At 72.3% G+C, this 26,093-nt stretch carries 26 protein-coding genes; 15 read left to right on the top strand and 11 right to left on the bottom strand.

Annotated elements, in window-relative coordinates; all coding sequences use genetic code 11:
* Positions 1–33 precede the first annotated feature (33 nt).
* Positions 34–660: a response regulator transcription factor gene (locus IE200_RS02405; protein ID WP_191277743.1), complete on the top strand. Its 627-nt coding sequence runs from the start codon at positions 34–36 to the stop codon at positions 658–660.
* Here the strand turns inward: IE200_RS02405 and IE200_RS02400 are convergent.
* Positions 570–1,433 carry a glycerophosphodiester phosphodiesterase family protein gene (locus IE200_RS02400; RefSeq protein WP_191277742.1) on the bottom strand — a complete coding sequence of 288 codons (864 nt, stop codon included), beginning with the start codon at positions 1,431–1,433 and terminating at the stop codon, positions 570–572. The genes IE200_RS02405 and IE200_RS02400 overlap by 91 nt on opposite strands.
* A gap of 94 nt (positions 1,434–1,527) precedes the next feature.
* Entirely contained in the window at positions 1,528–1,914 is a 387-nt protein-coding gene (locus IE200_RS02395) for a tetratricopeptide repeat protein (protein ID WP_229855993.1), read from the bottom strand.
* A 148-nt stretch (positions 1,915–2,062) separates the two neighbouring features.
* Between IE200_RS02395 and IE200_RS02390 the strand changes: the two genes are divergently transcribed.
* The 7 genes from IE200_RS02390 (at position 2,063) to IE200_RS02360 (ending at position 6,464) form a co-directional block, all read left to right on the top strand.
* Positions 2,063–3,247 carry an LLM class flavin-dependent oxidoreductase gene (locus tag IE200_RS02390; RefSeq protein ID WP_191277741.1) on the top strand — a complete coding sequence of 395 codons (1,185 nt, stop codon included), beginning with the start codon at positions 2,063–2,065 and terminating at the stop codon, positions 3,245–3,247.
* Positions 3,244–3,903, top strand: a complete 660-nt coding sequence (locus IE200_RS02385) for an FMN reductase (RefSeq protein WP_191277740.1) — start codon at positions 3,244–3,246, stop codon at positions 3,901–3,903. The genes IE200_RS02390 and IE200_RS02385 overlap by 4 nt, the downstream gene beginning before the upstream one ends.
* A gap of 49 nt (positions 3,904–3,952) precedes the next feature.
* Complete coding sequence (locus IE200_RS02380) at positions 3,953–4,213, top strand: type 1 glutamine amidotransferase family protein (protein WP_191277739.1); 261 nt, start codon at positions 3,953–3,955, stop codon at positions 4,211–4,213.
* A 74-nt stretch (positions 4,214–4,287) separates the two neighbouring features.
* On the top strand, positions 4,288–4,716 hold the full coding sequence (locus tag IE200_RS02375) for a VOC family protein (protein WP_191277738.1): 429 nt from the start codon (positions 4,288–4,290) through the stop codon (positions 4,714–4,716).
* 135 nt (positions 4,717–4,851) lie between these two features.
* Entirely contained in the window at positions 4,852–5,196 is a 345-nt protein-coding gene (locus IE200_RS02370) for a PRC-barrel domain-containing protein (RefSeq protein WP_191277737.1), read from the top strand.
* A gap of 238 nt (positions 5,197–5,434) precedes the next feature.
* Positions 5,435–5,956 (top strand): type VI secretion system tube protein Hcp, encoded by a 522-nt coding sequence (locus tag IE200_RS02365; protein ID WP_191277736.1) that lies wholly within the window; start codon positions 5,435–5,437, stop codon positions 5,954–5,956.
* Positions 5,957–6,110: 154 nt separating this feature from the next.
* Positions 6,111–6,464, top strand: coding sequence for a cupin domain-containing protein (locus tag IE200_RS02360; RefSeq protein ID WP_191277735.1), 354 nt, complete (start codon positions 6,111–6,113; stop codon positions 6,462–6,464).
* A gap of 25 nt (positions 6,465–6,489) precedes the next feature.
* On the opposite strand, the gene IE200_RS02355 is transcribed toward IE200_RS02360, so the two are convergent.
* The 4 genes from IE200_RS02355 to IE200_RS02340 form a co-directional block, all read right to left on the bottom strand.
* Positions 6,490–7,128, bottom strand: a complete 639-nt coding sequence (locus IE200_RS02355; protein ID WP_191277734.1) for a hypothetical protein — start codon at positions 7,126–7,128, stop codon at positions 6,490–6,492.
* An 18-nt stretch (positions 7,129–7,146) separates the two neighbouring features.
* Entirely contained in the window at positions 7,147–8,676 is a 1,530-nt protein-coding gene (locus IE200_RS02350) for an SDR family NAD(P)-dependent oxidoreductase (protein WP_191277733.1), read from the bottom strand.
* Positions 8,677–8,796: 120 nt separating this feature from the next.
* Complete coding sequence (locus IE200_RS02345; RefSeq protein WP_191277732.1) at positions 8,797–10,017, bottom strand: IS30 family transposase; 1,221 nt, start codon at positions 10,015–10,017, stop codon at positions 8,797–8,799.
* 121 nt (positions 10,018–10,138) lie between these two features.
* Positions 10,139–10,786 carry a response regulator transcription factor gene (locus IE200_RS02340; RefSeq protein WP_191277731.1) on the bottom strand — a complete coding sequence of 216 codons (648 nt, stop codon included), beginning with the start codon at positions 10,784–10,786 and terminating at the stop codon, positions 10,139–10,141.
* Positions 10,787–10,823: 37 nt separating this feature from the next.
* Between IE200_RS02340 and IE200_RS02335 the strand changes: the two genes are divergently transcribed.
* Genes IE200_RS02335 through IE200_RS02320 form a run of 4 tightly spaced genes read left to right on the top strand, consistent with a single transcriptional unit; the run spans position 10,824 to position 17,902 of the window.
* A complete protein-coding gene (locus IE200_RS02335; protein WP_229855992.1) occupies positions 10,824–11,735 on the top strand; it encodes an ABC transporter ATP-binding protein in 912 nt (303 codons plus the stop codon).
* Complete coding sequence (locus IE200_RS02330) at positions 11,732–12,379, top strand: ATP-binding cassette domain-containing protein (protein WP_191277730.1); 648 nt, start codon at positions 11,732–11,734, stop codon at positions 12,377–12,379. The genes IE200_RS02335 and IE200_RS02330 overlap by 4 nt, the downstream gene beginning before the upstream one ends.
* Positions 12,376–14,754: a hypothetical protein gene (locus IE200_RS02325; protein WP_191277729.1), complete on the top strand. Its 2,379-nt coding sequence runs from the start codon at positions 12,376–12,378 to the stop codon at positions 14,752–14,754. Before IE200_RS02330 ends, IE200_RS02325 begins: the two co-directional genes overlap by 4 nt.
* 58 nt (positions 14,755–14,812) lie before the next feature.
* Positions 14,813–17,902, top strand: coding sequence for an FtsX-like permease family protein (locus tag IE200_RS02320; protein WP_191277728.1), 3,090 nt, complete (start codon positions 14,813–14,815; stop codon positions 17,900–17,902).
* Positions 17,903–17,918: 16 nt separating this feature from the next.
* Here IE200_RS02320 and IE200_RS02315 read toward each other — a convergent pair whose 3' ends face one another.
* The 3 genes from IE200_RS02315 to IE200_RS02305 form a co-directional block, all read right to left on the bottom strand.
* Entirely contained in the window at positions 17,919–18,668 is a 750-nt protein-coding gene (locus tag IE200_RS02315; protein WP_191277727.1) for a response regulator transcription factor, read from the bottom strand.
* 190 nt (positions 18,669–18,858) lie between these two features.
* Entirely contained in the window at positions 18,859–19,695 is an 837-nt protein-coding gene (locus IE200_RS02310; protein WP_191277726.1) for a response regulator transcription factor, read from the bottom strand.
* A 191-nt stretch (positions 19,696–19,886) separates the two neighbouring features.
* Positions 19,887–20,801, bottom strand: a complete 915-nt coding sequence (locus IE200_RS02305; protein WP_191277725.1) for a GNAT family N-acetyltransferase — start codon at positions 20,799–20,801, stop codon at positions 19,887–19,889.
* Positions 20,802–20,895: 94 nt separating this feature from the next.
* Between IE200_RS02305 and IE200_RS02300 the strand changes: the two genes are divergently transcribed.
* Complete coding sequence (locus IE200_RS02300; RefSeq protein WP_229855990.1) at positions 20,896–22,632, top strand: DEAD/DEAH box helicase; 1,737 nt, start codon at positions 20,896–20,898, stop codon at positions 22,630–22,632.
* 173 nt (positions 22,633–22,805) lie between these two features.
* Here IE200_RS02300 and IE200_RS02295 read toward each other — a convergent pair whose 3' ends face one another.
* Both IE200_RS02295 and IE200_RS20990 read right to left on the bottom strand, forming a co-directional pair.
* Positions 22,806–23,375 carry a YceI family protein gene (locus tag IE200_RS02295; RefSeq protein WP_191277723.1) on the bottom strand — a complete coding sequence of 190 codons (570 nt, stop codon included), beginning with the start codon at positions 23,373–23,375 and terminating at the stop codon, positions 22,806–22,808.
* A 163-nt stretch (positions 23,376–23,538) separates the two neighbouring features.
* On the bottom strand, positions 23,539–23,664 hold the full coding sequence (locus tag IE200_RS20990) for a hypothetical protein (RefSeq protein ID WP_268245523.1): 126 nt from the start codon (positions 23,662–23,664) through the stop codon (positions 23,539–23,541).
* A 248-nt stretch (positions 23,665–23,912) separates the two neighbouring features.
* Here IE200_RS20990 and IE200_RS02290 point away from each other — a divergent pair, with 248 nt between their 5' ends.
* Positions 23,913–24,173 carry a hypothetical protein gene (locus IE200_RS02290; protein WP_191277722.1) on the top strand — a complete coding sequence of 87 codons (261 nt, stop codon included), beginning with the start codon at positions 23,913–23,915 and terminating at the stop codon, positions 24,171–24,173.
* 11 nt (positions 24,174–24,184) lie between these two features.
* Positions 24,185–26,008 carry a glutamine--fructose-6-phosphate transaminase (isomerizing) gene (gene glmS, locus IE200_RS02285; RefSeq protein ID WP_191277721.1) on the top strand — a complete coding sequence of 608 codons (1,824 nt, stop codon included), beginning with the start codon at positions 24,185–24,187 and terminating at the stop codon, positions 26,006–26,008.
* The last annotated feature ends 85 nt before the right edge of the window (positions 26,009–26,093 follow it).

The following is a 26,093-nucleotide window of genomic DNA, read 5'->3' as shown; positions in this document are numbered from 1 at the left end:
GCTGCTCCTCAGAGGACGACCTGAGGACCACAGATGACCGGCATGGACATCCGCATCGCCCTTCTCGGTGGCGACGAGCTCGTGAGGCGCGGCCTCGACGGCATGCTCCGCACGCTCGGCGGCTTCGAGCTCGGGACGATCAAGGACCGGGCGCGCCGGCCGGTCGACGTGGCGCTCGTCGAGACCTTCGGCGCGCCTCGCAGCGACGAGACGCTGGAGCGCGCGGCGGCGGACCCCCACATCGCCCGCGTCGCGATCTACACCTGGAACCACCAGCCCGGGCTGGTCCACGAGCCCTTCAGCCGCGGCGTCACCGGCTACCTCTCCAAGAGCCTCAGCGCCCAGCAGCTCGGGCGAGCCCTGCGCGCGATCCACCTCGGCGAGACGGTGGTGGCGCCCCTGCTCCCGGTGCTGCCGACGAAGGACCTGCGCTCCACCGACCAGGCCGACCTGCTCACCGCGCGCGAGCGCGAGACCCTCGCCCACATCGCCACCGGCAAGAGCAACGACGAGATCGCGCAGCAGATGCAGATCTCCCTCAACTCCGTGAAGTCCTACATCCGCAGCGCCTACCGCAAGACGGGCGTACACAGCCGCAGCCAGGCGGTGCTCTGGGCCGTCTCGCACGGTCTGGGCGCCGAGGTGCTCGAGCACGTCTGAGCGCCCGTCCACTCCCCACGGGCGACGAGCACCTCGCGGAGGACGTCGGGACGGTCGGTGATGATGCCGTCGACGCCCATGTCGAGGAGCGAGCGCATCGTCACGGGGTCGTCGACGGTCCACACGACGACCCGGATGCCGAGCTCGTGGGCACGCGCGATCACCCTCCCGGAGTGGACGGGGAGCCGGCCGAGCCGGATCGGCACGTGGGCGAAGGTGCCGGTCGAGCCGGTGCCGGGGCGCAGGCCCGGGGGACGTACGCCCCCGCGCGAGCAGGCCACCAAGGTCGTGAGCGAGCGCCAGCCGAGGGCGGTGGTGACGCCCGGGGCCTCGTCGCGGAGGCGTCGCAGCCAGCCGCTCCACGCGCCGGCGACGAGGGTGCGCTCGGCCCAGCCCGGGTGGGCCCGCAGCAGTCGGGCCATGGCTCCGATGGACGCCTCGTCCTTGAGGTCGATCGCGAACCGGGCGGTGGGGAAGGTCGCCAGCGCCTCGCGGAGCGTGGGCACCTGGTCGGTCCCGTCGACACGCAGGCGCCGCAGGTCGGCGAGGTCGAGGTCGGCGACCCGCCCGGGGTGCCCGGTGACCCGGGAGAGCGTCGCGTCGTGGAAGCACACGACGTGCCCGTCGCGGGTGGTGCGCACGTCGGTCTCGAGGTGGGTCAGGCCGAGTGCGGTGGCCCGCGCGAAGGCCGCGAGCGTGTTCTCTGCGGCGAGGCCCGCGCCGCCGCGGTGGGCGATGGCGAGCGGTCCGGTGGTGTCGCCGTAGCTGGTCACGGACCCAGCATGGGTCGGCCCCGCCCGGGGTGTCGCGCCCGGACGGGGCCGTGGAGCGAGTGTTCACCGAGGCTTCGCGCCCCGGCCGGACGGCTCAGCTCCGATAGCCGCCCAGCAGCTCGGCGAGGCGCAGGTGCGGCTGCGCCTCGTCCCTGCGGCCCTTGCGCTGCAGCGCGCGGCCGAGCAGCAGGTGGGCGTACGGCTCGTTGGGGTCGTGCTCGAGCAGCTCGGTCGCGACCCGGATGGTGCCGTCGAGCTGGGCGGAGTGGAACAGCGAACGCGCCAGCAGCAGGCGTACGTCGGTGAGCTCGTGGCCCACGTCGCCGGGATCGTCGAGCAGCTCGCCGAGCAGGACGGCGGCCTCGCGGTAGGCACGCTCCTCGAAGAGCGCCTGGGCGCGCAGCCAACGGTCGTGCGTGGAGTCCCCGAGCAGGCCCGCGTGTCCGCGCAGCAGCTGCTCGAAGGGGGTGAAGTCGGTCATGGTCGCTCCTCTCGGACGCCTCTCCTGGTCCGAGCGTGCGCCCGGACAGGGGGCCAACGCCGTACGTCGCCCGGCGATTCCGCGGAATACTGGGGCCGTCAGGCAGGTTGGGAGTGGTACAAACTTCAACCACCATTCGGAGGGAACCATGCAGTTCGGCATCTTCAGCGTCGGCGACGTCACCACGGACCCGACCACCGGACGCACCGCGTCCGAGGCCGAGCGCATCGAGTCGATGACGCGCATCGCCCTCAAGGCCGAGGAGGTGGGGCTCGACGTCTTCGCCACCGGCGAGCACCACAACCCGCCCTTCGTCGTGTCGTCGCCGACCACCCACCTCGGCTACATCGCGGCGAAGACCGAGCGGCTCCTGCTCTCGACGAGCACCACGCTGATCACCACCAACGACCCGGTGAAGATCGCGGAGGACTACGCCTTCCTCCAGCACCTCTCCGGCGGCCGCGTCGACCTGATGATGGGCCGCGGCAACACCGGCCCGGTCTACCCGTGGTTCGGCAAGGACATCCGCGACGGCATCCGGCTCGCCGTGGAGAACTACCACCTGCTGCGCAAGCTCTGGCGCGAGCCGGTCGTCAACTGGCAGGGCCAGTTCCGTACGCCCCTGCAGGGCTACACCTCCACGCCCGCGCCGCTCGACGGCACGCCGCCCTTCGTCTGGCACGGCTCGATCCGCAGCACCGAGATCGCCGAGCAGGCGGCGTACTACGGTGACGGCTTCTTCCACAACCACATCTTCTGGAACAAGGAGCACACCGAGCAGATGGTGCGTCTCTACCGCCAGCGCTACGAGTTCTACGGCCACGGCTCCGCCGACCAGGCGATCGTCGGCCTGGGTGGGCAGGTCTTCATGGCCGGCTCCGAGGCGGAGGCCAAGCGCGTGTTCCGCCCCTACTTCGACAACGCCCCCGTCTACGGCCACGGCCCGTCCCTGGAGGACTTCACCGAGATGACGCCGCTGACCGTCGGGACCCCCGAGCAGGTCGTCGAGCGCACGCTCGGCTTCGCCGACTACGTCGGTGACTACCAGCGCCAGATGTTCCTCATCGACCACGCGGGGCTGCCGACGTCGCTGGTGCTGGAGCAGGTCGAGATGCTCGGCTCCGAGGTCGTGCCCGTGCTGCGCGCGGAGTTCGAGCGGCGTCGCCCGGCACACGTGCCGAGCGACCCCCCGACCCACGCCTCGCTGGTCGCGTCCGGCCCCGATGCCCCGCACCACCTCGTCGAGCCCGCCCGGGCATTGGTCGAGGAGCGCGCTGCCTCGTCGGTCGACGAGGGCGCCCAGCGCCCGTCACGAGACCAGGTCACCGCGTGAGGCGGATCGTCGTGGTGACGGCGGGACTGACCGTCCCGTCGTCCACCCGGCTCCTCGCGGACCAAGTCGCCGAGGCCACGGTCGCGCAGGTGACCGCGCGGGGCGAGTCGGCCGACGTCGAGTTCGTCGAGGTGCGCGAGGTCGCGGGGGAGCTGGCGACCTTCATGGTCACCGGCGGCATCCCGACGCCTCGGCTCACCGAGCTGCGCGAGCTGGTGGCCGCGGCCGACGGGCTCGTCGTGGTCACGCCCGTCTTCAACGGCAGCTACAGCGGGCTGTTCAAGATGTTCTTCGACGCCCTCGACAAGGACTCGTTGACCGGTACGCCGGTGCTCATCGCCGCGGCCGCCGGCAGCGCCCGGCACTCGCTGGTGCTCGACCACGCGCTGCGCCCGCTCTTCGCCTACCTGCGGGCGGTCGTCGTCCCCACCGGCGTCTTCGCCGCGACCGAGGACTTCGGCAGCCACGGGCTCTCGGACCGCATCACCCGCGCCGCAGCCGAGCTCGCCGCGCTCGTCGTCGGCCGCGGCGACTACGGGGTCGGCGGGTTCACCCCTGACCTCGCCGCCCGCCCCCGGCGTACGTCCGGCACCCAGGTCGAGGCCGACGTGACGCCCTTCGGCGACCTGCTGCGCGGGCACTCCGGCACCGACTGAGCGGCGCCCCACCCCGACGGACCGGTCGGGACCCCCGGGGCCGCCGTCGGTGCTCTTCGACGCGGTGGCGGTCGTGCCGTCCGCCGACGGGGCCGAGCAGCTCGTCGGGCGCAAGACGGCCTGTGACTTCGTCGACGACGCGTTCGCGCACCAGAAGTTCCTGCGCTGGGCGGCCGACGCCGAGGCGCTGCTCGACGCGGCGGGCGGCACGCCGGACGAGGGGTGCCCCGAGCTCACCGCGTCCACGGTCGGTGCCTTCGTCGAGCAGTGCGCGGCGCTGCGGCACTGGGAGCGGCCGGTCCGCGACTGAGCCGTACGGCCCCTTCCCGCGGACGCGGGCGCTTCCTACATTGGGAGTCCAGACCCGACGACAGGGGGCCCGTCATGTCCGTCCTGCTCAACCCGTACCTCAACTTCCCCGACGCACAGGCGCGCGAGGCGCTGGAGCACTACCAGACAGTGCTCGGCGGCGACCTCAGCATCATGACGTTCGGCGACATGGGCACCGAGGGCCCGTTGGCCGCGCAGGTGATGCACGGCCAGCTCACGACGCCGGGCGGCATGACGATCATGGGTGCGGACGCGCCACCGGAGATGGTCCAGGTCACCTTCGGTGACAACGTCTCGGTCAGCCTGTCCGGCGGGCCCGAGGACGGCGACGCGCTGCGCTCGTGGTTCGCGGCGCTGTCCGAGGGCGGCGAGGTGCGCCAGCCGCTCCAGGCCGCGCCCTGGGGGGACGAGTTCGGCATGTTCGTCGACCGGTTCGGGATCGGCTGGCTGGTCAACATCGCAGGGAGCGCCGCGCCGTCCTGAGGCAGCCCCTCCCTGCGGACGTACCCCTGGGGCGGTAACCCGCTGTGACACCGCCCCTCGGGTGTGTGCGCCGGTCCGCGGCGGTGGTTGCGTCGGTGGTTCGGCACAACAACCGAGAACCCCTGGGAGGGAATCATGAGTGACACAGTGTGGAGCTACCGCGACACCGCGTGGAGCCAGGACAGCGACCTCATCGGCTACGACGTCGAGGCCACCGACGGCTCGATCGGCAAGATCGACGAGGCCAGCAACGACGCGGCCGGCCAGTGGCTCGTCGTGGACACCGGCTTCTGGATCTTCGGCAAGAAGCGCCTGATCCCCGCCGGCGCCGTGACCGGCGTCGACCACGACGGCAAGAACGTCATCGTCAACCTGTCGAAGGACCAGATCAAGTCCGCGCCGGACTACGACAAGGACGACTGGAACGACGACTCACGCGGTCGTCACACCGATTACTACACCCCGTACGCGACCCGCTGACCCAGCGGCTCGACACGTTCCCCGCCGCCCCGGCCGACACGCTCGGCCGGGGCGGCGGCACGCGTGGAGGACCACTGGTCCGGGACCGCTGGTGCGGGGTCCCGGGAGTCGCTACGTTCGGCTCGCCGTCATGACGGCTCGGGCGCCCGACGTCACCCCCAGCGGGCGGGAGGTCCATCCGCGCGAACCGTACGAGGACACAGTCGACACTTCACGCATCCGCCCCAGGCTCGCCACCGTGCTGGCCGTCCCCGCGATCGGGGCCGTCGCGCTCGGCCTGACCGGTGCCGGCAGCGCCAGCGGCAACGACAGAGCCAGGCCGCCCGCCCCCGTCGCCACCAGCCAGCCCGTCGCGACGATGACCATCCACCCGGAGGGCGGGCAGCCGTTCAGCACCCCCGTCTACTCGCTCCAGAACGGGATCGGGGTCGGGGTCTCCAGCTCCTCCGGCGGGACCCGGACGAGCTCCCAGCCGTCGGTGTCGGAGATGACCTTGACCCGCACGACCGACGACATCTCGCCCGTCCTGTTCGGCTACAACACCCGGGGGGCGATCCTGCCTGAGGTGGAGCTGACCGGGTCCCTCCCGGACGGCACGCCGTTCGCCTACGAGCTGAGGGACGTGATCATCTCCGGTCTCTCGACGTCGGCAGGCGGCACCTCGTTCAGCGAGACCCTGTCGCTCAACTTCACCAAGATCACGACCACCGTGGGAGACAGCACCGCGGCGTACGACCTCGCGACGAACACACCTTCCTGAGGCCCGCCGGTCCCCGGGCCCGCGTGCTGTCCCTCGTCGGGGCAGCACGCGGGCGTGCTCCCCGGTCGACCGGCTCGCTTCCGGTCATCCCCCATCTGCGGGATTCGTCGTGGCTGGACGGCCGGGCGGCCACGCGCGGAGGATCGTGGACCGCATGTCCACCACCCACAACATCGACGACCCGCACGAGGTTCGTCCCTTCCGCGACCACGGCCACATGGATGTCGTCACGCTCGGCGACTTCACCCTGGGCCGCGGCGTCTTCGAGCCCGGCTGGCGCTGGTCCGTGGATGTCCAGCCGATCGCCGGCACCAGCTCGTGCCAGGTCCACCACACCGGGTTCTGCATCTCCGGGCACATGACGGTCCGCTCCGACGACGGTGAGGAGATCACCATCGGCCCCGGCGACGTCATCGACCTCGAGCCCGGGCACGACGCCTGGACCGACGGCGACGAGCCCTGCGTGCTCATCGACACAGGCGTCGCGGCGTACGCCACTCCCGCCTGACGCAGGGACGGCCGACGACGGCCGGTCAGACCTCCCAGGCCGGCCCGTCGCCACCCACGCGCTCGACGAGCCGGCGGCCGACGTGGCCGGCGTTGGCCCTGCGCACGTCCAGCGGCACCTCCGGGAGGTTCTCCTCCCAGTCGAGCAGGCACGACCCCCGCAGCTGCAGCATCCGGGCGGGACGGCCGAAGAAGAACGGGTGGGCGTGCGCGCCCCCGTCGCCGTACCGGCCGACGTGGCACCGGCCCACGCTGGGCAGCTCCTCGATCGCGGCCGTGATGCGCACCATCAGTACGCCGAGCTCGGCGGCCATCTCGTCGGGGAGGTCGGCGAGGTCGTAGTGCTGGACCGGCCGCAGGATGAACGACACCGGCAGCTTCATGTCGAGGGCCACGAGCCGCCACCGCTCGTTGCTCCACGCCACCTCCGCGGCGCGGTCGGGCGGCATCGGCTCGCTGCAGTTGCAGTCGGCCGGGTCCTCACCACGGCGCGGCGGCTCGGCGTCGGCGAGGGGCTCGATCGGCTTGAGCCGGAGCCCGTCCAGCTCGAACGGGAAGATGTCCCACCCCGGCATCGCCTCGATCGCGACCGGCAACCGCCCCTCGTCGTCGGTCGCCGCGGCGACTCGGGCGTGGAAGTCCTCGGGCGTCTCCAGGTGGCTCATGCCGCGGAGTCTGTCAGGTCACCAGGCGGCGGGCTGGTAGTCCTTCAGGAAGCAGCCGTAGAGGTCCTCGCCCCTCTCGCCGAGCACGATGGGGTCGTAGACCCGCGCTGCCCCGTCCACCAGGTCGAGCGGTGCGTGCCAGCCCTCGGCGGCGATCCGCAGCTTCTCGTGGTGCGGCCGCTCGTCGGTGATCCAGCCGGTGTCGACGGCCGTCATCAGGATCTGGTCGGTCTCGAACAGCTCGCCGGAGGAGGTCCTGGTCATCATGTTGAGCGCGGCCTTGGCCATGTTGGTGTGCGGGTGGCCGGCGCCCTTGTAGCGACGACCGCCGAACTGACCCTCCATCGCCGAGACGTTGACGATGTAGGCGCGGCGGGCGCCGTTCTGCACGGCCGCCCGCAGCGCGGGCCGCAGCCGGGAGTTGATGAGGAACGGCGCGATCGAGTTGCAGAACTGCACCTCGAGGAGCTCCAGCGGGTCGACCTCGTCGAGCACTTGGGTCCAGGAGTTGTTGTCCTGGACGTCGGGGATCAGGCCGCCCGCGTCGATCGCCGTGCCCGCCAGGTGCGCCTCCAGCGAGGCGCCCCCCGCCTTGAGGGCGAGGGCGGTCAGCGACGCGGCGTTGTGCGCGGCGAGCGCGTGCTCGCGGGACTCGCCGTCGTGGTGGGCGACCGCCGTCGAGGACAGCGCGCCGGCGATCGCGGCCGGGTGCGCCTCGGAGATCCGGTCGAAGGTGACCATCTCCGGCAGCGCGGCCACCCCGAGGGACTCGGCGGTCGGCAGGGGTGCGGCCTCGCCGTCGATGAGGTGGGAGTACGCGCCCGGCAGGCGGCGTACGGTCTGGCACGCGTTGTTGATGATGATGTCGAGCGGCCCGTCGGCCGCGACGTCGTCGGTGAGGGAGATGACCTGGGTCGGGTCGCGCAGGTCGATGCCGACGACCTTGAGCCGGTGCAGCCAGTCGGCCGCGTCCTCCATCGCGGCGAACCGGCGTACGGCGTCCTTGGGGAAGCGCGTCGTGATCGTGGTGTGCGCGCCGTCGCGCAGCAGCCGCAGCGCGATGTACATCCCGATCTTGGCGCGGCCGCCGGTGAGCAGCGCGCGCTTGCCGGTGAGGTCGGTGCGCTGGTCGCGCTTGGCGTGGCTCATGGCCGCGCAGGTCGGGCACAGCCAGTGGTAGAACGCGTCGACGAGCGTGAAGTCCTGCTTGCAGATGTAGCACCCGCGCGCGGTGATCAGCTCGCCGGCGAACGCGCCGGCAGCGTTGGAGACCAGCGGGATGCCGGCGGTCTCGTCGTCGATGCGCATCGGCGAGCCCGTCGCCGTCCGCGCGATGATGTCGAGATCGTGCTGCTGGCGCTCGAGGCGGATCTCGGCGCGGCGCTGCTTCTTGATCAGCTTGTACATGTACGACGCGGCGCGCTTCATGGTCCGTACGTCGTCGTGCTCCGGCGGCAGCGTCGCGACCTCCTGCAGGACCTCCAGCGCGATGGCGAGCTTGTCGGGGTCGATGCCGGGGGAGGACGGGGCGGGGTGCTGCTGGTTCACCGGCGAATCGTACGGGCGCAGCGGCGCTCTGCGGGCATCCGTGAGAACCACCGGTTACCCGGTGGTTCTTCGGGTTCCAGTCCTTTGCAACGGGGCGAACTCAATCGATGGAAGCAACGGTCATGCTGCTGCCGGGTCGGCGAGCAGCTCGGCCAGCGCTTGGGCTGGTGTCCGTAGGTCGAGGGTAGGGCGTGGGCGCTTGTTGAGCGTGGCGGCGATGCGGGTGAGGTCGTCGGCGGTGTGGACGGAGAGGTCGGTGCCTTTCTCTAGCCAGAACCGCAGCAGCCGGTTGGTGTTCTCGTTCGTTCCACGCTGCCAAGGCGAGTGGGGGTCGCAGAAGTAGACCGGCATCTCGAGCGCGGCCTCGACGTCGCGGTAGTTGGCCAGCTCGCTGCCGCGGTCCCAGGTCAGTGACTGGCGCAGGTGCTCGGGCAGCTTGCCCATCTCGCGGATCATGGCCTCGGCCACACTCTCGGCGTCATGACGTCCGGGCAGGTGGAGCAGGATCACGAACCGGGTCGACCGCTCCACCAGGGTTCCGACCGCGGACCCGTTGGCGGTGCCGAGGATCAGGTCGCCCTCCCAGTGCCCGGGTACCGCCCGGTCGGCGACCTCGGCGGGACGGTCGCTGATGGTGAACGCCTCGCGGTACAGGCTCTTCCCGCGTCCATCCTCAGTCCCACGGGGCTTGCGAGCCTTGCGCTTGGTCAGCAACTGGGCGGCCAGGTCCTTGCGCAAGCTGCCGCGCGTCTGGACGTACAGCGCCCGGTAGATCGTCTCGTGCGACACACGAGCCATCTTCGTGTGTGGCTGCTGGTTGCGCAGCATGGCCGCGATCAGGCCGGGCGACCAGCCGTCATCCATCCAGGTCTCGATCGAGTGGCACAAGGTGGGGTCGTGGAGCTTGAACGCTTTGGGGCGCCGCCGGCGCTCGTGTGCCGCCCGGTGTGCCACCGGCCCGTGGTAGCTCCCGTCCGGCCCGCGGTTGCGGGCGACTTCTCTGCTGATCACCGACACATCACGACCGAGGATCCGGCCGATCTCTCGCAGCGAGACCCGCCGATGAAGCAAGGCGGCGATCACCGCCCGGTCCTCGCTGGTCAACGGCCGCCGTCGACGTACCGTCCGCTCATCACCAGGGTGGCGCGGCGGCGCCGACCCGAGAAGGCCGCCGCGGGCGCCCAACGCGATCTGAAGACCCATGACGCCACGCTCACGCCACAGCCTCGACGCCGTGTCCGCCGACACGCCCGACCAGTCCGCCGCGCGCATCAACGGCACCCCCACACAAACCAGGTCGAAGAACTCCTCCAGCACCTCGAACGAGATCGACTTCGCCATTCACAACGCTCCTCACTCAGCGTTGCTTAGACCGGTTGAGTTCGCCCGGGCTGGAACCTCACGAACCACCGGTTGACCGGTGATCGCAACCAGGCCCGTACGACGACCAGCGGGCGCGCGCCTACTCGCGCGCCGGCGACCCGTTGATCCGCACCCGGTCGGCGCGCATGCCGTGCTCGACGCCCCAGAGCACCGCCTTGGAGCGGGAGTCGACGCCGATCTTGCGGTAGGCGGAGCGGATGTAGGACTTGATCGAGTTGAGTGAGAGGAGCGTGCGCTCGGCGATGGCCTGGTTGCTCAGGCCCATGGTGATCAGCGACAGCACCTCGGCCTCGCGGGCGGTCAGGCCCTCCTCGCGGCCGGGCCAGTCGCCCCCGACGAGCGCGGAGCGTCCGCGCGAGGGGGAGACGACGAGCTGGCCGGCTGCGATCGCGGAGAGCGCGTCGGCCAGGCGCGAGGCCGGCAGGCTCTTGGAGAGGTAGCCGCGCACGCCCTGGTTGAGGGTGTCGCGGGTCAGCCACGGCTGGAAGTTCCACGTGTAGACCGCGACCGATCGGACCTGCGCGTTCTGCACGAGGTGCTGCACCGCCGGGCCGTTGCCCTGGCCCATCCCGAAGGTGTCGTAGAGGGCGACGTCGACCGGCTGGCCGACAGGCTTTCCCGCCACCAGCTCCACGACCTCGATGCGGTGTCCGTAGTTGCGCATCATCGCGTCGAGGCCCCGCACGACGACCTCGTCGTCGTTGACGAGCGCGACTCGGATAACCATGCGAGCACGGTACTGCTGCTTATGTATGTTGAGCCTCTTGTTCGAGAGAGTTGGGGGCATCGTGCGGGACAGCGCGACCATGGTCGAGGAGACCCGCACCGGTGGGCTCGGCATCCGCTGCGAGGGGGTGGTGCACCTCTACAAGACCTTCGGGGGGCACGACGTCGTCGCGCTGCGCGGCGTCGACCTGACGATCCGACCCGGCGAGCGGGTGGCGTTCCTGGGCCCGAGCGGCTCCGGCAAGTCGACCCTGCTGGCCCTGCTCGGCGGGATCCAGAAGCCGAGCGCGGGCCGGATCTACCTCGGCGACGAGGAGGTCTCCCGGATGGGCGAGCGTTACCTCGCCCGGATCCGCTCGCGCCAGGTCTCGACCATGCTGCAGGGCGCCACGCGCAACCTCCTGCCCTACGCCACCGCGCGGCAGAACATCGCCTTCGCCCGGCTCTCGCTCTCCGGCGGCGCGCGCGAGCAGGGGCTCCCCGACGTGGAGCTGCTCGACCGCGTCGGGCTGCTCGACCAGGCCGACCAGGTGGTCTCCACCATGTCCGGCGGCCAGCGCCAGCGCCTCGCGCTGGCCTGCGCGGTGTCGACCTCCCCGCGCCTGCTGCTCGCCGACGAGCCCACCAGCCAGCTCAGCCACGCCGACCGCGACCACGTCCTGCACCTGATCCACTCTCTCGGCGACGACTTCGGCACCACGATCGTCGTGGTCACCCACCAGCCCGAGGTCGCCGCGACCTTCCCGCGCACGGTGACCATGAAGGGCGGCCGCGTCGGCGCCGAGGGCCACGGCGGCTCCGAGTACGCCGTGGTCGGCGAGGACGGCGTCCTGCACCTGCCCGGCCACATCGCCGCGGAGTGGCCGCCGGGCACGCTCGTCCGGTTCGAGGACGACGAGCAGGGCCGCATCATCGTGACCCGCGCCAGCAGCGAAGGAAACCCCGCGTGACGCGTACGTCCGGGCTGAGGCTCGACTCGATCACATACGTCAACGGCCGCACGTTGCTCGACGACGTCAGCGTGACCTTCCCGGCCGGCAAGGTCACCGCCCTGTCGGGCCCCAGCGGCTCGGGCAAGACGACCCTGCTGTCCATCGCGGGCGGGCTGCTCCAGGCCACCTCCGGCACCGCCGAGCTCGACGGTCGCGAGATGTGGACCGGCAGCGGCGACCCGCGCCCCGAGGTGGCCTTCGTCCTCCAGGTGTACGGCCTCGTCCCGATCCTCTCGGCCCGGGAGAACGTCTCGATCGCCCTGCGTGCCCGCGGCGTCGACCCGACCGACGCCGACGAGGCCGCCGAGGCCGCCCTGGCCCGGTTCGGCATCGCCGACCTCGGCGAGCGCCAGGTCGAGGAGCTCTCCGGCGGCCAGATGCAGCGCGTCGCCTGTGCGCGCGGCTTCGTGGTCGGCGCCGACGTGCTGCTCGCCGACGAGCCGACCTCCGAGCTCGACGAGGGCAACCGCGGCGTGGTGCTCGCCGAGCTGCGCGAGGAGGCGGCCCGTGGTGCCGTCGTCGTCGTGGCGACCCACGACCCCGCCGTCGTCGAGGCGTGCGACCTGCACATCGCCCTCGACGAGGGTCGGGTTGTCCGGTGAGCCGTGTCCTCCGCGGCGCGTGGAGTCGCCGGGGCGCGCTGACGACCCTGGTCCTGATGACCGCGGTGGTCGTCGGCGGCGCCGTCACCGTCCTGCAGTTCGCCGAGGCCGCCGGCACGTCGCCGTGGCTCACCGCGCCCCTGCTCCTGCTCGGGGCGGTCGCGGTGCCGAGCATCGGTGCCGAGCTCGCCGTCGCACGCCGCGAGGAGGTCGGCCTGGCCCGGCTCCGCGGCATCCACGGCACCCGCCTGTGGCGCTTCCTGCTGGTCGAGCCGGCGCTCGCGATCGTCGTCGGCACCCTCCTCGGCCTCGCGCTCGGCGCGGCCGGCACGGTGCTCGCCACCGGCACCTGGCTCGACGAGGCCGCACCCGCCCTCGGCCGGCCGGCGCTCCTGGCCTCGGGCATCATCGCCGGCGCCGGGCTGGTCATCGTCGGGCTGTCGGCCGGGGCCGCCCTGCGCGAGCCGCTGGCCGTCCAGGTGTCCGCCCGCCGCCGCCCCCGCCGGGCCACGACCCTCGCGGCGTTCCTCAGCGTGCTGGTGCTCGTCGGCGCCGGCGTCGCGGCCTACCGGAGCCGCTCGGCCGACGGCGAGCCCGACCTCGTCGTCCTGCTCGGACCCGCGCTGGTCGGCCTCGCGCTCGGGCAGGTCGCGATCTGGGTCGTACGCCTCGCCGCGCGCGGCCTCACCCCGGTCACCGAGCGCCGCGGCCTCGGCGCCTTCCTCGCCACCCGGCGCCTCGCGCGCGCCGACGACCTCGTCACCCCGATGCGCCTCGTCGTCGCGGCCGCCGTCGTGGGGGCCCTCGCGCTCAGCGGCGCGGTCGCGGTCGGCCAGTGGACCGAGGAGCAGGCGGCCGTGGAGGTCCCCGGCGCCCGGACGATCGACGCCACCGCCCTGGGCGCGGTGGGGGCGGTGGACCTGACCGAGCAGGTCGACCCCCAGGGTCGCCACCTCCTCGCCACGGCGATCGTCCGCAACGAGTCCCGTCTGGCCGAGCGCCGGGCGTACGTCGACGCGGCCCGCTGGGACACGGTCGTGGGTGACTTCTACGACGACACCGCGGCTCGCGCCGCCTCCGACGCGGTCGGCCGCCTCGACACCGGGCTCGCCCCCGTGCAGGTCACCGGCGACCGGGTCGAGCTGACGATCTCGGGCCTCGAGGTCCCGGGGGTGCGCACCTTCCGCGGTCGAGACGAGAGCTTCCGGGTCGGCGGCGGCCGGGTGGAGCTCACGCTCGGCTTCGTCGGCGCGGACAACTCCTCCGGGGCCGCGACGGTCGACCTCGACGTCCCGGCCGACGGCCGGTCGGTCAGCCGGTCGGTCCGCGTGCGCGCCTGCGCCGCGGGCTGCGTCGTCACCGGGCTGTCGGTCGCGCGCGCCGGCGACGGTGTCTTCGACGCCAGCGACTTCGTCGTGCTCGTCGAGGAGCTCGCCGTCGGTGACGACGACCTGCTCGCCGAGGCCTGGCGGGCCGACCCGGCCTCGGTGCAGGCGGCGGTCGACAACCGGTTCATCCGCAGCTACGAGCCGCCGGAGGTGGTCGCGGTCAACCGTCCCGACGGCCTGCAGCTGGCGCTGCTGCCCGCCGTCCCGCTCGAGCTCGGTCCCGACCTCGGCCCCACCGAGGTGCCCGTCCTGGTGGCGGACGGCGGGTCGGACGGGGGGTCGGACGAGGCGCCGCAGGCGCTCGACCTGGGTGGCGACGACCGCGCCACCGAGGTGCTCGGGGTGGCCCGTTCGATGCCCCTGGTCGGCACCGTCGGGACCCTGGCCGACATCCGCACCTCCGCGGTCGGCTCCGGCCCGACGGTCCCGGCGGCCGAGGTGCAGGTCGTCGCCGCACCCGGCACCCCGCGCTCCGTGCTCGACGAGGTCGCCGCCGCCACCGGGACCGAGTGGCGGACCAGGCAGGCCGTCCGCGAGTCGCTCGGCGACCGCTTCGGCGGCGCCCAGTCCGTGGCGTACGCCCTCACGGCCCTCGCCTGCGCACTCGTCGCGCTCCTCGCCCTGGGCGCCGGGGTGGCGCGCCACCTGCGCGACTACCGTCGCGACGTCGCCTCCCTGCGGGTGCTCGGCATCTCGACCGGGACCGCCCGCCGGGCCGGTCGCGCCGAGCTGGTGAGCCTGACGGTCCTGGTCGTCGCGAGCGTCGTCGCGGGCGGATGGCTGGCGGTCACGCTCCTCCTGGACGGGCTGCCGCTCCTGTCGATCCCGGTCGCCGGGCTCGACCTCGACACGGCGCCGCACGCCTGGGCGCTGGCGCTGCCCGCGCTGCTCGGTGCGGCCGCCGTGGTGCTGGTCGGCGGACGCGCGCGAGCCGTACGCGCCGCCACCACCCGGCCGAGCCTGCTGCGCGAGGAGGAGGGCCGATGAGCTCCCACGTCCCCATCGCGCGCTGCCCCGGCCCGCACTCCACCACCAGGACCTCCCGATGACCTCCATGCTCGGCGCCATCGTGCGTGGCCTGCGCGCCCGCGCCCTCCTCAGCGCAGGATCGGTGCTGCTCACCGCCCTCGCCGTGGCCTCGGCCGTCCTCGGTCCGATCTTCGCCGCCGCCGTGACCAACTCCTACGCGGTGACCCGCCTGCGCGAGGCGCCGCCGGCGCTGACCGGTCTCAGCCGCGTCTTCACGCCCGACTCGCCGACCTCGAGCTCGCAGGCGGCCGCGCAGGCGGTGGCGGGCACGGAGTCGCTCAACGAGGGACCGTGGGGCGACACGGTCGCGATCGTGCAGTCCGAGCGGTTCATGGCGCTGCGCGGCGCGGTGGAGTTCTGGGCCCGCGACGGCGCCTGCGAGGCCCTCGAGGTCACCGGCCGGTGCCCTGAGCGCGACGGCGAGGTGCTGCTGCTGCAGAAGGCCGCCGAGCAGCGTGGTGCCGTGGTGGGCGAGCCGCTGGACCTCGTCGGCTTCGAGCCGCCCGCGCTCGCCGGTCTCGGGCTCCCGCGACCCGGTCTCAGGCGGGTGACGGTCGTCGGCACCTACACCACCCCCACCGACGCCACCGACTGGCTGGTCCCGCAGCGACTGACGTCGACCAACGAGGCGGTCAGCGACACCCCGGGCGGCGGCTACACGCCGTACTCGCCCGGACCCGTCCTCACCACGCCCGGCACGGTGGAGTCGATGGGCGAGTGGACGGTGCGCGTCGACACCTTCCTCGACGTGCCGGCCGACACGACCCCTGCCGAGCTCACGGTGGCGGCCCGCTCCGCGTCGGCCATCCCCGACGAGGAGACCGTCGAGGTCGAGGGCGGCACGCTGCGCGACGACGGCACAAACGACCTCGCCGCGGTGCTCGAGGAGGTGCGGACCCAGCAGGACACCGCACGCAGCTCGATCGCCCCGGCGGTGCTCTCGCTCGTTCTCGTGGCGCTCGCACTGCTGATGCGCCTGCTCAACGCCGCCAGCGAGCTGCGGGTGCCCGAGCTCGCGCTCGCGTCCCTGCGTGGGGTCACCGCGCGCCGGCTCTGGGCGCTCGGCCTCGCCGAGCCGGTCACGATCCTGCTCGTCTCCGCTCCCGTCGGCATCCTGCTCGGCCTCGGCAGCAGCCTGCTGCTGACCCGTGCCTGGCTGGTGCCCGGGCTGCCGCTGCCACTCGTGACGACGAGCTGGATGGCGGCCGGCCTGGTGCTGCTCGCCGCGCTCGCCGTCGCGTGCGTCGCCATCGGCCTCGTCGTCCGCGAGTCGCTGGCCTCCCAGCTCGCGGGCGTACGCCGGCCGGTCGCGGCGCGCCGCTGGTCGGTCATCGCGCAGCTCACCCTCGTCGCCCTCGCGGGCGCGGTGCTGCTCAGCAAGCTCTCCGACGCCGGCGGCGGGGACCCCGACGTCACCGACCTCCTGCTCCCCGTGCTGCTGGCGGTCGTCGCCGGCCTCGCCGCCACGCGGATCACCGCCTCCCTCGCGACCTGGTGGACCCGCCGCTCGCGCGGGCGCTCGCTCAGCGGCTTCGTCTCCTCCCGCGCGATCTCGCGGCGCCAGGAGGGCACCCTGATCATCCTGCCGATCACCGCAGCGATCGCCGTCTCGGTCTTCGGTGCCGGCGTCTACGACTCGGCGGCCGCCTGGCGCACCAGCGTCGCCGCCACCGTGTCCCCGGCCCACACCACGTGGCACTCGCCGGTCAGCTATGCCGAGACGCTGGAGCTCACCCGGCGCATCGACCCCGAGGGCGAGTGGGTGATGGCCGCGGGATCCGTGCTCAACCCCGGCGCGCACTTCTCCGTCGTCGACAGCAGCCGGCTCGCGCGGGTCGCGACCTGGCCGCCGACGTGGAGCCCCGGGATGGACGTCGAGCAGGTGGTCGACGAGATCGCTCCGCCCGGCGAGGTGGCGAGCTTCTCCGGCCGCCGGATCTCCGTCACCGTCGACAACGACCTCGTCGACGACCGGTCGCTCGCCCTGGAGGTGCGCTTCGGTCGCCGCGACGGCATCCCGCTGAAGGTCTACCTCGGCTCCTACGACCCTGGTACGACGACGAGGTCCGCCAAGGTGCCGTGGTGCCGCGACGTCCCCTGTCCCATCGAGGGCATGACCCTCGGCGGCGGCGCGGGCACCAACACCGAGATGACGGGCGAGGTCGCCGTCACCGAAATTCTTGCCGACGGCGAGCCGGTGCCCGGCGCGATCGCGGGCGCCGACTGGGTCGCCACGCCCGACCCCGCCGTGCGCTCCTCGATCACCGACCTCCGTGAGGTCGACGGCCGCCTCGAGATGAGCGTCGACACGGGTGACTCGACCGGCATGGCGCGCCTGAGCGCCGGCGGCATCGTCGAGCAGCGCCCGGCCCTCGCCGGCCCCAAGGTGCAGCAGACCGCGCTCGCCAAGCTCGACGAGGGCTTCGGCCTGGTCCGGGTCGACCCCGTCGGCGGGGTCGGGGCGGTGGAGGGCATGCCGTTCACGGGTCCGTCGGGGCTGTTGGTCGACTACTCCTCCTTCATCACCGACCGCCCGGTCTACAACAGCAACCTCGACACCCGCGTGCTGCAGCGCGAGGGCGCGCCCACCGAGGTCACCGACGCCCTCTCGGCCGCGGGGCTCACCGTCGAGACGACCCTCGCGCAGGAGCGGCGCGTCCTGGACCAGAGCGCGTACGCCCTGGCGCTGCGGCTCTACGCCGTGGTCGCGGCGCTCGTGCTGCTGATGGCGCTGGCCGGCCTGTTCGTCAGTGCGGCGGTCCAGCTGCCCGCCCGACGTCGTGACGCCGCGGCGCTGCGCGTGGTCGGCGTGCCCCGCTCCTCGGTGATGGTCGCGGTGGTGCGCGAGCTCGCCGTGGTGCTCGGCGGCGCCGCGGTGGCCGGCATCCTCGCCGGGTCGCTGGCCCAGTGGGTCGTGCTGCGCTCGATCACGCTCGGGTACGCCGAGGGGCTCGCCACCCCGGCCCTGGTGGCGTCGATCTCGCCGGTGCGCCTCGTCGTGCTCGCCCTGCTCGCCGCCGCCGTGTTCGGGGCGGTGTCGCTGGTCAGCGCCTCGATGACCGTACGCGGCGCGCGGGGCGCGACCCTGCGCGAGTCGGCCCGCTGAGCGTCACCAGCGACCGTCAGGGGCAGCAGGGGTCGAACCGGAAGCCGACGCCGCGGATCGTACGGATCCACTCGTTGCTCGACGCCGCCCGGCGCAGCTTGCGACGCAGGTTGGCCAGGTGCACGTCGACTACGTGGGTGCTGTCGGGGACGAACTCGCTGTCCCAGACGGCGCGCATCAGCTCCTCGCGCGCCACGACGACGCCCGCGTTGCTGACGAGGTGGGCCAGCAGGTCGAACTCGGTGCGCGTCAGGTCGACCTCCGCGCCGGAGACCAGGACCTCGCGTGCGCCGCGGTCGAGGGTCAGGTCGCTGCAGCCGAGCTGGCTCGTCGGCTCCGGCGTCGGCACGTCGGGGGGCCGCTCGGAGCCCCCCGGCTCGGGGGCGAGGACGTCGCTGCTGCGGGGGCGCCGGAACAGGGCGGCCACCCGGGCCTGGAGCTCACGCATGGAGAACGGCTTGGACAGGTAGTCGTCGGCCCCGACCTCGAGACCGACCAGCCGGTCGACCTCGGCGGTGCGTCCGCTCACCACGATGACGTAGCAGTCGCTGACCATCCGGATGCGGCGGCAGACCTCGACGCCGTCGATGTCGGGGAGCGTCAGGTCGAGCGTGACGAGGTCGGGCTCGACCTCGGCGACCATGGCCATCGCCTCCGCGCCGGTGTGCGCGACCACGACGTCGAAGCCGGCCTGTTCGAGGAGCCGGGAGATGGCGTCACCGACGTCGCGGTCGTCCTCGACGACCACGGCCTTCCGTGCGTCCATCCTCGGCCTGCTTCCCCAGTTGAGACTTCATCTACCCACGCCTGCCGGGTCCGAAACCACCGGGTCGTCGCAGGCACGCGGGACCCACCCGCTGCCGATGCTAGGCGGCAGCGGGCGGTCGCGTGGTCGTTCTGGGGGCAGCACCCCCGCAAGGAGGGCAACGAGCGCAGGGACGACTGGAGCGGGACGACTAGAAGTCGAGGCCCCTCGCCCAGTCCTCGGAGTCGATCCTGGCCACGAGGTAGGGGCCGCCGCCCGCCCGGCGGTCCTGCTGGCCGCCGCCCTCACGGTCCATCCGGTAGCCGATGCCGCGGATGGTGTGGATCCACGTCGCGTCGGAGTGCCGGCGCAGCTTGCCGCGCAGGTTGGCCACGTGCACGTCCACCAGGTGGTGGTCGTGGGTGAGCGCGCTGCTCCAGATCGCCAGCACCATCTCCTCGCGGGTGCAGACCCGCGACAGGTGGGTGGCGAGGTACTCCAGGACGTCGTACTCGATGCGCGTCAGGTCGACGATGGTGCCGTCGACCTGCACCTCGCGGCGTGCGGAGTTGATGACCAGCCCGCCGCCGGCGTCGATCGTGCTCGGCTCGTCGGCCGGCTGCGACGGGCTCGGCACGTGCGGCCCGCGGTGGGCCGACGCGTCCTCCGCCCCCGCCGCCGACCGCGGGCGACGGAACAGCGCAGCCACCCTGGCGCGCAGCTCGCGCGGCGAGAACGGCTTGAGGACGAAGTCGTCCGCGCCGACCTCCAGGCCGATCAGCTTGTCCACCTCGTCGGAGCGCGCGGACACGATCACGATGTAGCAGTCGCTGGTCTCCCGGATGCGGCGGCACACCTCGATGCCGTCCATGTGCGGCAGCGTCAGGTCGAGCGTCACGAGGTCGGGCGGGTCGGCTGCCGCCACGCCCACCGCCTCGCGTCCGTCGCGCGCCGAGGTGACCCGGAAACCGGCCCCCTCCAAGGTCTCCACCAGCGCTGACGAGATGTCCGCGTCGTCCTCGACGACCAATGCATGTAGCTCTTGCACGTCAAACCCCCACCAGTTGCGAAGCAAGGGCCCCACGCCCTCGCTGTGGCGCCGCCCGATCGCCGTCACTTGATGCTAACGCCCCGGAGGGATCAGACACAGTGAAGTTTCACCGGTTGAAGCGGCTGTCTAGACCGGGCGGATTGACGGAATCTTTCGTCGGCGCCGATGGCGACCGCGGTTTCCGTCGTCTAGGTCAGATCCATGGCCCGATTGACCCAGACACTCCGCGTCACCATTCCCACCCTTTCGTAGAGTCCGAGCGCACCCGTACGGCTGTCGGTGCTGAGCTCGGCGGTGGTGGTGCCGTGCGCTCGGGCGTGCGCGAAGGAGTCGACCAGGAGCGCCTGGGCGATGCCGCGGTTGCGCTGGTCGGCGCGTACGGCGAGCCGGTCGACGTACCCGGTCCTGCCGTTGTCGGACACGAGCACGAGGGAGACGCCCACGACCTCGCCGGCCCCGTCCACGGCCACGCGCAGGTTCCACGGCTCGAAGCCCGGGCGTCCGGTCACGGCGGCCACGAAGTCCTCGTACGGCTCCCGCTCGCGCACCGACCACTCGAGGAAGGCGTCCTCGAGGACGTCGTGGGCGGCGTGCAGGTCCTCGGGTGCGGCGGTGCGGATGGCGTAGCCCGCGGGCAGCTCCCGCTCGGGGATCGACGTCCCCTCGGGCAGCGTGAGCACCCAGCTGGTCCAGCGGACCCGGAAGCCGAGCTGCTCCAGCAGCCGGTCGCCGGCCGAGCCCTGCGGCACCGGCATGCCGACGATGCTCGAGCCCACGCTACGGCCGAGGTCCTGCAGCCAGTGGGCGAGCCAGGTGCCGATCCCGCGGCCGCGGTGGCTGGGCAGCACCGAGGTGTCGGCCCGGTCGGCGCCCATCAGCTCGGCGTACGCCACCAGCGTGTCACCGTCCCAGATGCCGACCGAGCGGGCGGCCAGGTCGTGGCTCGGCTTGGCCCAGTCGCTGACGATGTCGGCCTCCTCGATCGCCACCTCGCCGATGTCCTCGAGCTCCTGGGCGACCATGAGCTGGTGGACCGCCGTGGCGTCGGTGCGGCGGAGCGGGCGGGTGGTCAGTCCGGCCGGGAGCTGTGGCGTGTCGGGCATGGGGGGAGTGTGCTGCCTCACGTGCCGCGCTGTCGCGCCGTTTTCGCGGGGTCGAGGAATGCCCGAATCCCCCGGGAAGCCCTACCGTGGGAGCGTGAACGACGAGCACCCCGCAGCACCTGAACAGACCTTCTCCGACCTCGGCCTCTCCACCGAGGTTCTCAAGGCGCTGGCGGACGTCGGCTACGAGACCCCCTCGCCGATCCAGGCGCGCACCATCCCGCCGCTGCTCGAGGGCCGCGACGTCGTCGGCCTCGCCCAGACCGGCACCGGCAAGACGGCCGCCTTCGCGCTGCCGCTCCTCTCGCGGCTCGACGTCTCGCAGAAGACGCCGCAGGCCCTCGTGCTGGCCCCGACCCGCGAGCTCGCGCTCCAGGTCTCCGAGGCCTTCGAGCGCTACGCCGCGCACCTGAAGGGCGTCCGCGTCCTCCCGATCTACGGCGGCCAGGGCTACGGCGTCCAGCTCTCGGCGCTGCGCCGCGGCGTCCACGTCGTCGTCGGCACCCCCGGCCGCGTCATGGACCACCTCGAGAAGGGCACGCTCGACCTCAGCGAGCTGCGCTTCCTCGTCCTCGACGAGGCAGACGAGATGCTCAACATGGGCTTCGCCGAGGACGTCGAGACGATCCTCGCCGACACCCCGTCCGACAAGGACGTCGCGCTGTTCTCCGCCACGATGCCCAAGGCGATCCGCCGCATCGCGGAGAACTACCTCTCCGACCCGGTCGAGATCTCCGTCAAGGGCAAGACCTCGACGGCCTCCAACATCACGCAGCGCTACCTGATCGTGTCGTACCCCCAGAAGGTCGACGCCCTCACGCGCATCCTCGAGGTCGAGAACTTCGAGGCGATGATCGTCTTCGTCCGGACCAAGAACGAGACCGAGACGCTCGCCGAGAAGCTGCGGGCGCGCGGCTACTCCGCGATGGCGATCAACGGCGACGTGGCGCAGGTGCAGCGCGAGCGCACGGTCAACCAGCTCAAGGCCGGCAAGCTCGACATCCTCGTCGCCACCGACGTCGCGGCCCGCGGGCTCGACGTCGAGCGGATCAGCCACGTCGTCAACTACGACATCCCCACCGACACCGAGTCCTACGTCCACCGCATCGGCCGTACGGGTCGCGCCGGGCGCAGCGGCGACTCGATCGCCTTCGTCACCCCGCGCGAGCGCCACCTGCTCCGCGCGATCGAGAAGGCCACCAAGCAGCCGCTCACCCAGATGCAGCTGCCGACCGTCGACGACGTCAACGCCACGAGGCTCACGCGCTTCGACGACCAGATCACCCAGGCGCTCACCCAGCCCGAGCGCATCGACTTCTTCCGCGACGTGGTCTCGCACTACGTCAGCGAGCACGACGTGGCGGAGGTCGACGTCGCCGCCGCGCTCGCCGCGGTCATGCACGGCGAACAGCCGCTGCTGCTCGAGCCCGAGCCCGAGCCCCGCCAGCGCTCGTTCGAGGAGCGCGCGACCCACGGCGGCAAGTCCGATCGCGGCCGCTCCGGCCCGCGCGAGTCGCGCTCCGGCGCGCCGATGGCGGCGTACCGCATCGAGGTCGGCAAGCGGCACAAGGTCGAGCCGCGCCAGATCGTCGGCGCCCTGGCCAACGAGGGCGGCCTGTCGCGCGGCGACTTCGGCTACATCTCGATCAAGCCGGACTTCTCCGTCGTCGAGCTCCCCGCGGACCTCCCGCCCGGCACGCTCGACCGTCTCGCCAGCACCCGGATCTCCGGCAAGCTGATCGAGATCAAGCCCGACAACGGCCCCTTCCGCGGGCGCCCCGGCGGCGGCCACCGCAAGGGCGGCGGCTACCAGGGCAAGAACCCCCGCTGACCACTACCCCTGACCGGGCACTTCGTGCCCGTCCCAGGGGCCGACCGGGCGCTTCCTGCCCGTGACATGCAGCGACCGGGCGCTTCCTGCTGCAGGAAGCGCCCGGTCGGCGTGCCAGACGGGCACGGAGTGCCCGGTCAGCGACGGAGACGGGCACGGAGTGCCCGGTCAGGTCAGGCGTTCTGGATCGCCGAGACGTCGAACTCGAGCTTGATCTTCTCGGAGACGAGGACGCCGCCGGTCTCGAGCGCGGCGTTCCAGGTGAGGCCCCAGTCCTTGCGGTTGATGGTGGTCTCGCCCTCGAAGCCGACGCGGAGGTTGCCGAAGGGGTCGCGGGCCGAGCCGGTCTGCTCGAACTCGATGGTGACGGGCTTGGTGACGTCCTTGATCGTGAGGTCGCCGGTGATGGTCCAGTCGGAGCCGTCGCGCACCACGTCGGTGGAGGTGAAGGTCATCGTCGGGTAGGTCTCGGCGTCGAAGAAGTCGCCGGAGGTGAGGTGGCCGTCGCGGTCCTTGCTGCCGGTCTCGACCGAGGCGACCTGGATGGTGAGGTCGACCTTGGAGGCGGAGGGGTTGGCCTCGTCGATGCGGGCGGTGCCCTCGAAGGCGCCGAACTGGCCGCGGACCTTGGTGACCATGGCGTGGCGGGCGACGAAGCCGAGGCGGCTGTGGCTCGCGTCGATGGTGTAGTCGCCGGTGATGTCGTCGATGGCGGTGGTGGGGGCGTCGAAACCGGTGGTCATGGGGTTGCTCCTGGAGGATGCGAGTGGGTTGGTAGAACTTTCAACCAACCTAACGGACGACCCCTCGGGTCCATTCCCGCTCGTCGAGGAAATTTCCCGACGGCCCCGAAATGACCGCGAGCCACGCCCCCGTGCGGGACGTGGCTCGTCGAGCTGGATGCGGTCAGGCGGCCTGGGCGGCGATCGCGCCGGCGACCGACCAGCGTGCCTCCATGTGGGTGCGACCCGCCGCGTCGGTGACGGCCACCCAGGTGCAGACCGGCTTCGCGGTCATCGTCTGCTTGCTCATGTGACACCTCCCGTTCACTTTCTGTTCACCTAGGTTAGCACGTCCCCACTCGCGCACCATCGTTTCGCTCATCTCGATCGGATCTCCTCCACTGGCATGCCCTTTGTCGGCTCGATCAGCCCCGACATGCCCCACTTGGGGGTCGTGTGACGAGCCAGGTGGGGGCCCTCGCCGCGCGAACTATCAAAATCTGCCCGATTTCGGGCAGGAAGTTGGCGTACGGCCCGAGGCAGCCGCATGATCAGGTCGTGCCGGACCCTGCTCTCGTCGCCCACGTCGTCGCCACGACCTCGTTGTCGCCGGGCGAGGCCGCGCGGGTGATCGACGACGTGATCGCCTTCCACGCCCAGCCGGTGGAGGACTACGTCCGCGCGCGCCACGCGAGCCTCAGGACGTACGGCGCCAAGAACCCCGAGATCTTCGCGCGCATCGCCGAGGAGCTCGCCCACCGCGTCGTGGCCGCACCGGAGCTCTCCGAGCGCCAGCTGCGACGCATCATCTACGGATAGGACGCAGCAGCATGTGTGGAATCGTCGGCTACATCGGACGCCAGGAGGCCGCGCCGGTCGTCCTCGAGGGCCTCACCCGCCTCGAGCACCGCGGGTACGACTCGGCGGGGGTCGCGGTCCTCGGCGGTCGCGGGATCCGGGTCGCCAAGCAGGCGGGTCGCGTACGTGACCTGACCGGCGCGCTGCCCAGGCGCTTCGCCGGCACGACCGGCATCGGCCACACCCGGTGGGCCACCCACGGCCCGGCGACCGACGTCAACGCCCACCCGCACACCGACGAGGCGGGCCGCGTGGCGGTCGTGCACAACGGCATCATCGACAACGCAGCCGGGCTGCGCGCCGAGCTCACCGGCGCCGGCGTCGAGCTGGCCAGCGACACCGACACCGAGGTGCTCGCCCACCTCGTCGCCCGCAGCGACGCCGACACTCTCGAGGGCAAGGTCCGCGACGCGCTCGGCGCGGTCGTCGGGACGTACGGACTGGCGGTGCTGCACGCCGACTTCCCCGACCGCATCGTCGTGGCCCGCAACGGCAGCCCGCTCGTCGTGGGCGTCGGCGACAAGGAGATGTACGTCGCCTCCGACCTCGCCGCGATCGTGCGCCACACCACCACCGTCGCGATGCTCGACGACGGCGAGATGGCGACCGTGACCGCCGCCGGCTTCACCACGATGCGGCACAGCGACCTCGCCTCCACCGGCAAGACCGCCGAGGTGGTCGACATCGACGCATCGGTGTACGAGGCGGGCGAGCACGAGTCGTACATGCGCAAGGAGATCCTCGAGCAGCCCACGACCGCCCAGGCGGTGCTGCGCGGGCGGCTCGACGAGCGGTTCGGCACCGCGCACCTCGGCGGGCTCGACATGGACGCGCGCGACCTCCGCGCCGTACGCCGGGTGAAGATCCTGGGCTGCGGCTCGGCGTACTACGTCGGGCAGATGGGCGCGGCGCTCATCGAGGAGCTCGCCCGCATCCCCGCCGACGCGGAGGCGGCCAGCGAGTTCCGCTACCGCGACCCGGTGATCGAGCCCGACACCCTCTACGTCGCGGTCAGCCAGTCCGGCGAGACCATCGACACCCTGCTCGCGGTGCAGGAGGTGCGCCGCAAGGGCGGGCGCTGCGTCGGACTGGTCAACGTCGTGGGCTCGGCGATCGCGCGCGAGTGCGACGGCGGGATCTACCTCCACGCCGGTCCCGAGGTCGCCGTCGCGAGCACCAAGGCGCTGACCAACATGTTCCTCGGCTTCGCACTCCTCGCCCTGCAGCTCGGGCGGGTGCGCGACCTCTCGATCGCCGACGGCAAGCGGCTCGTCGCCGGTCTCGAGCGGCTGCCCGGCCAGATCGAGGAGATCCTCGCCGGCGAGGCCGACCTGGTGGACGTCGCGAAGGAGCTGGCCGAGGCGCACAGCCTGTTCTTCATCGGCCGGGTCCGCGGCTTCCCGGTGGCGCGCGAGGGCGCGCAGAAGTTCAAGGAGATCAGCTACCGCCACGCCGAGGCCTACCAGACCTCCGAGCTCAAGCACGGCCCGCTCGCGCTGATCGACCCCGACGTGCCGACGGTGGCGCTGGTGCCCGCCGACGAGCTGGCCGAGCGCAACGTCGGCGCGCTCCACGAGATCGCCGCGCGCCGGGGGCCCCTCGTGGTGGTCACCCACGCCGAGGTCGACCTCGGCGAGATCGGCGCGCGCCGCATCGTCGTGCCCCGCAACGAGCCCGAGCTCGACCCGATCCTGCTGACGATCCCGCTCCAGATCCTGGCCTACCACGCCGCGCAGCACCTCGGCCACGACATCGACAAGCCGCGCAACCTGGCCAAGTCGGTCACGGTCGAGTAGGTCGGCAGCCCGCGCACCCGGTAGTCCAGTGACGACCTGTCGTCGGGAGGCGGTAGTCCAGTGGGGAACGGTCGTACGGGAGCTT

This window comes from Nocardioides flavus (ex Wang et al. 2016), assembly GCF_014653115.1.
GTDB lineage: Bacteria > Actinomycetota > Actinomycetes > Propionibacteriales > Nocardioidaceae > Nocardioides > Nocardioides flavus.
This window is presented reverse-complemented; position numbering and strand designations above follow the sequence as displayed.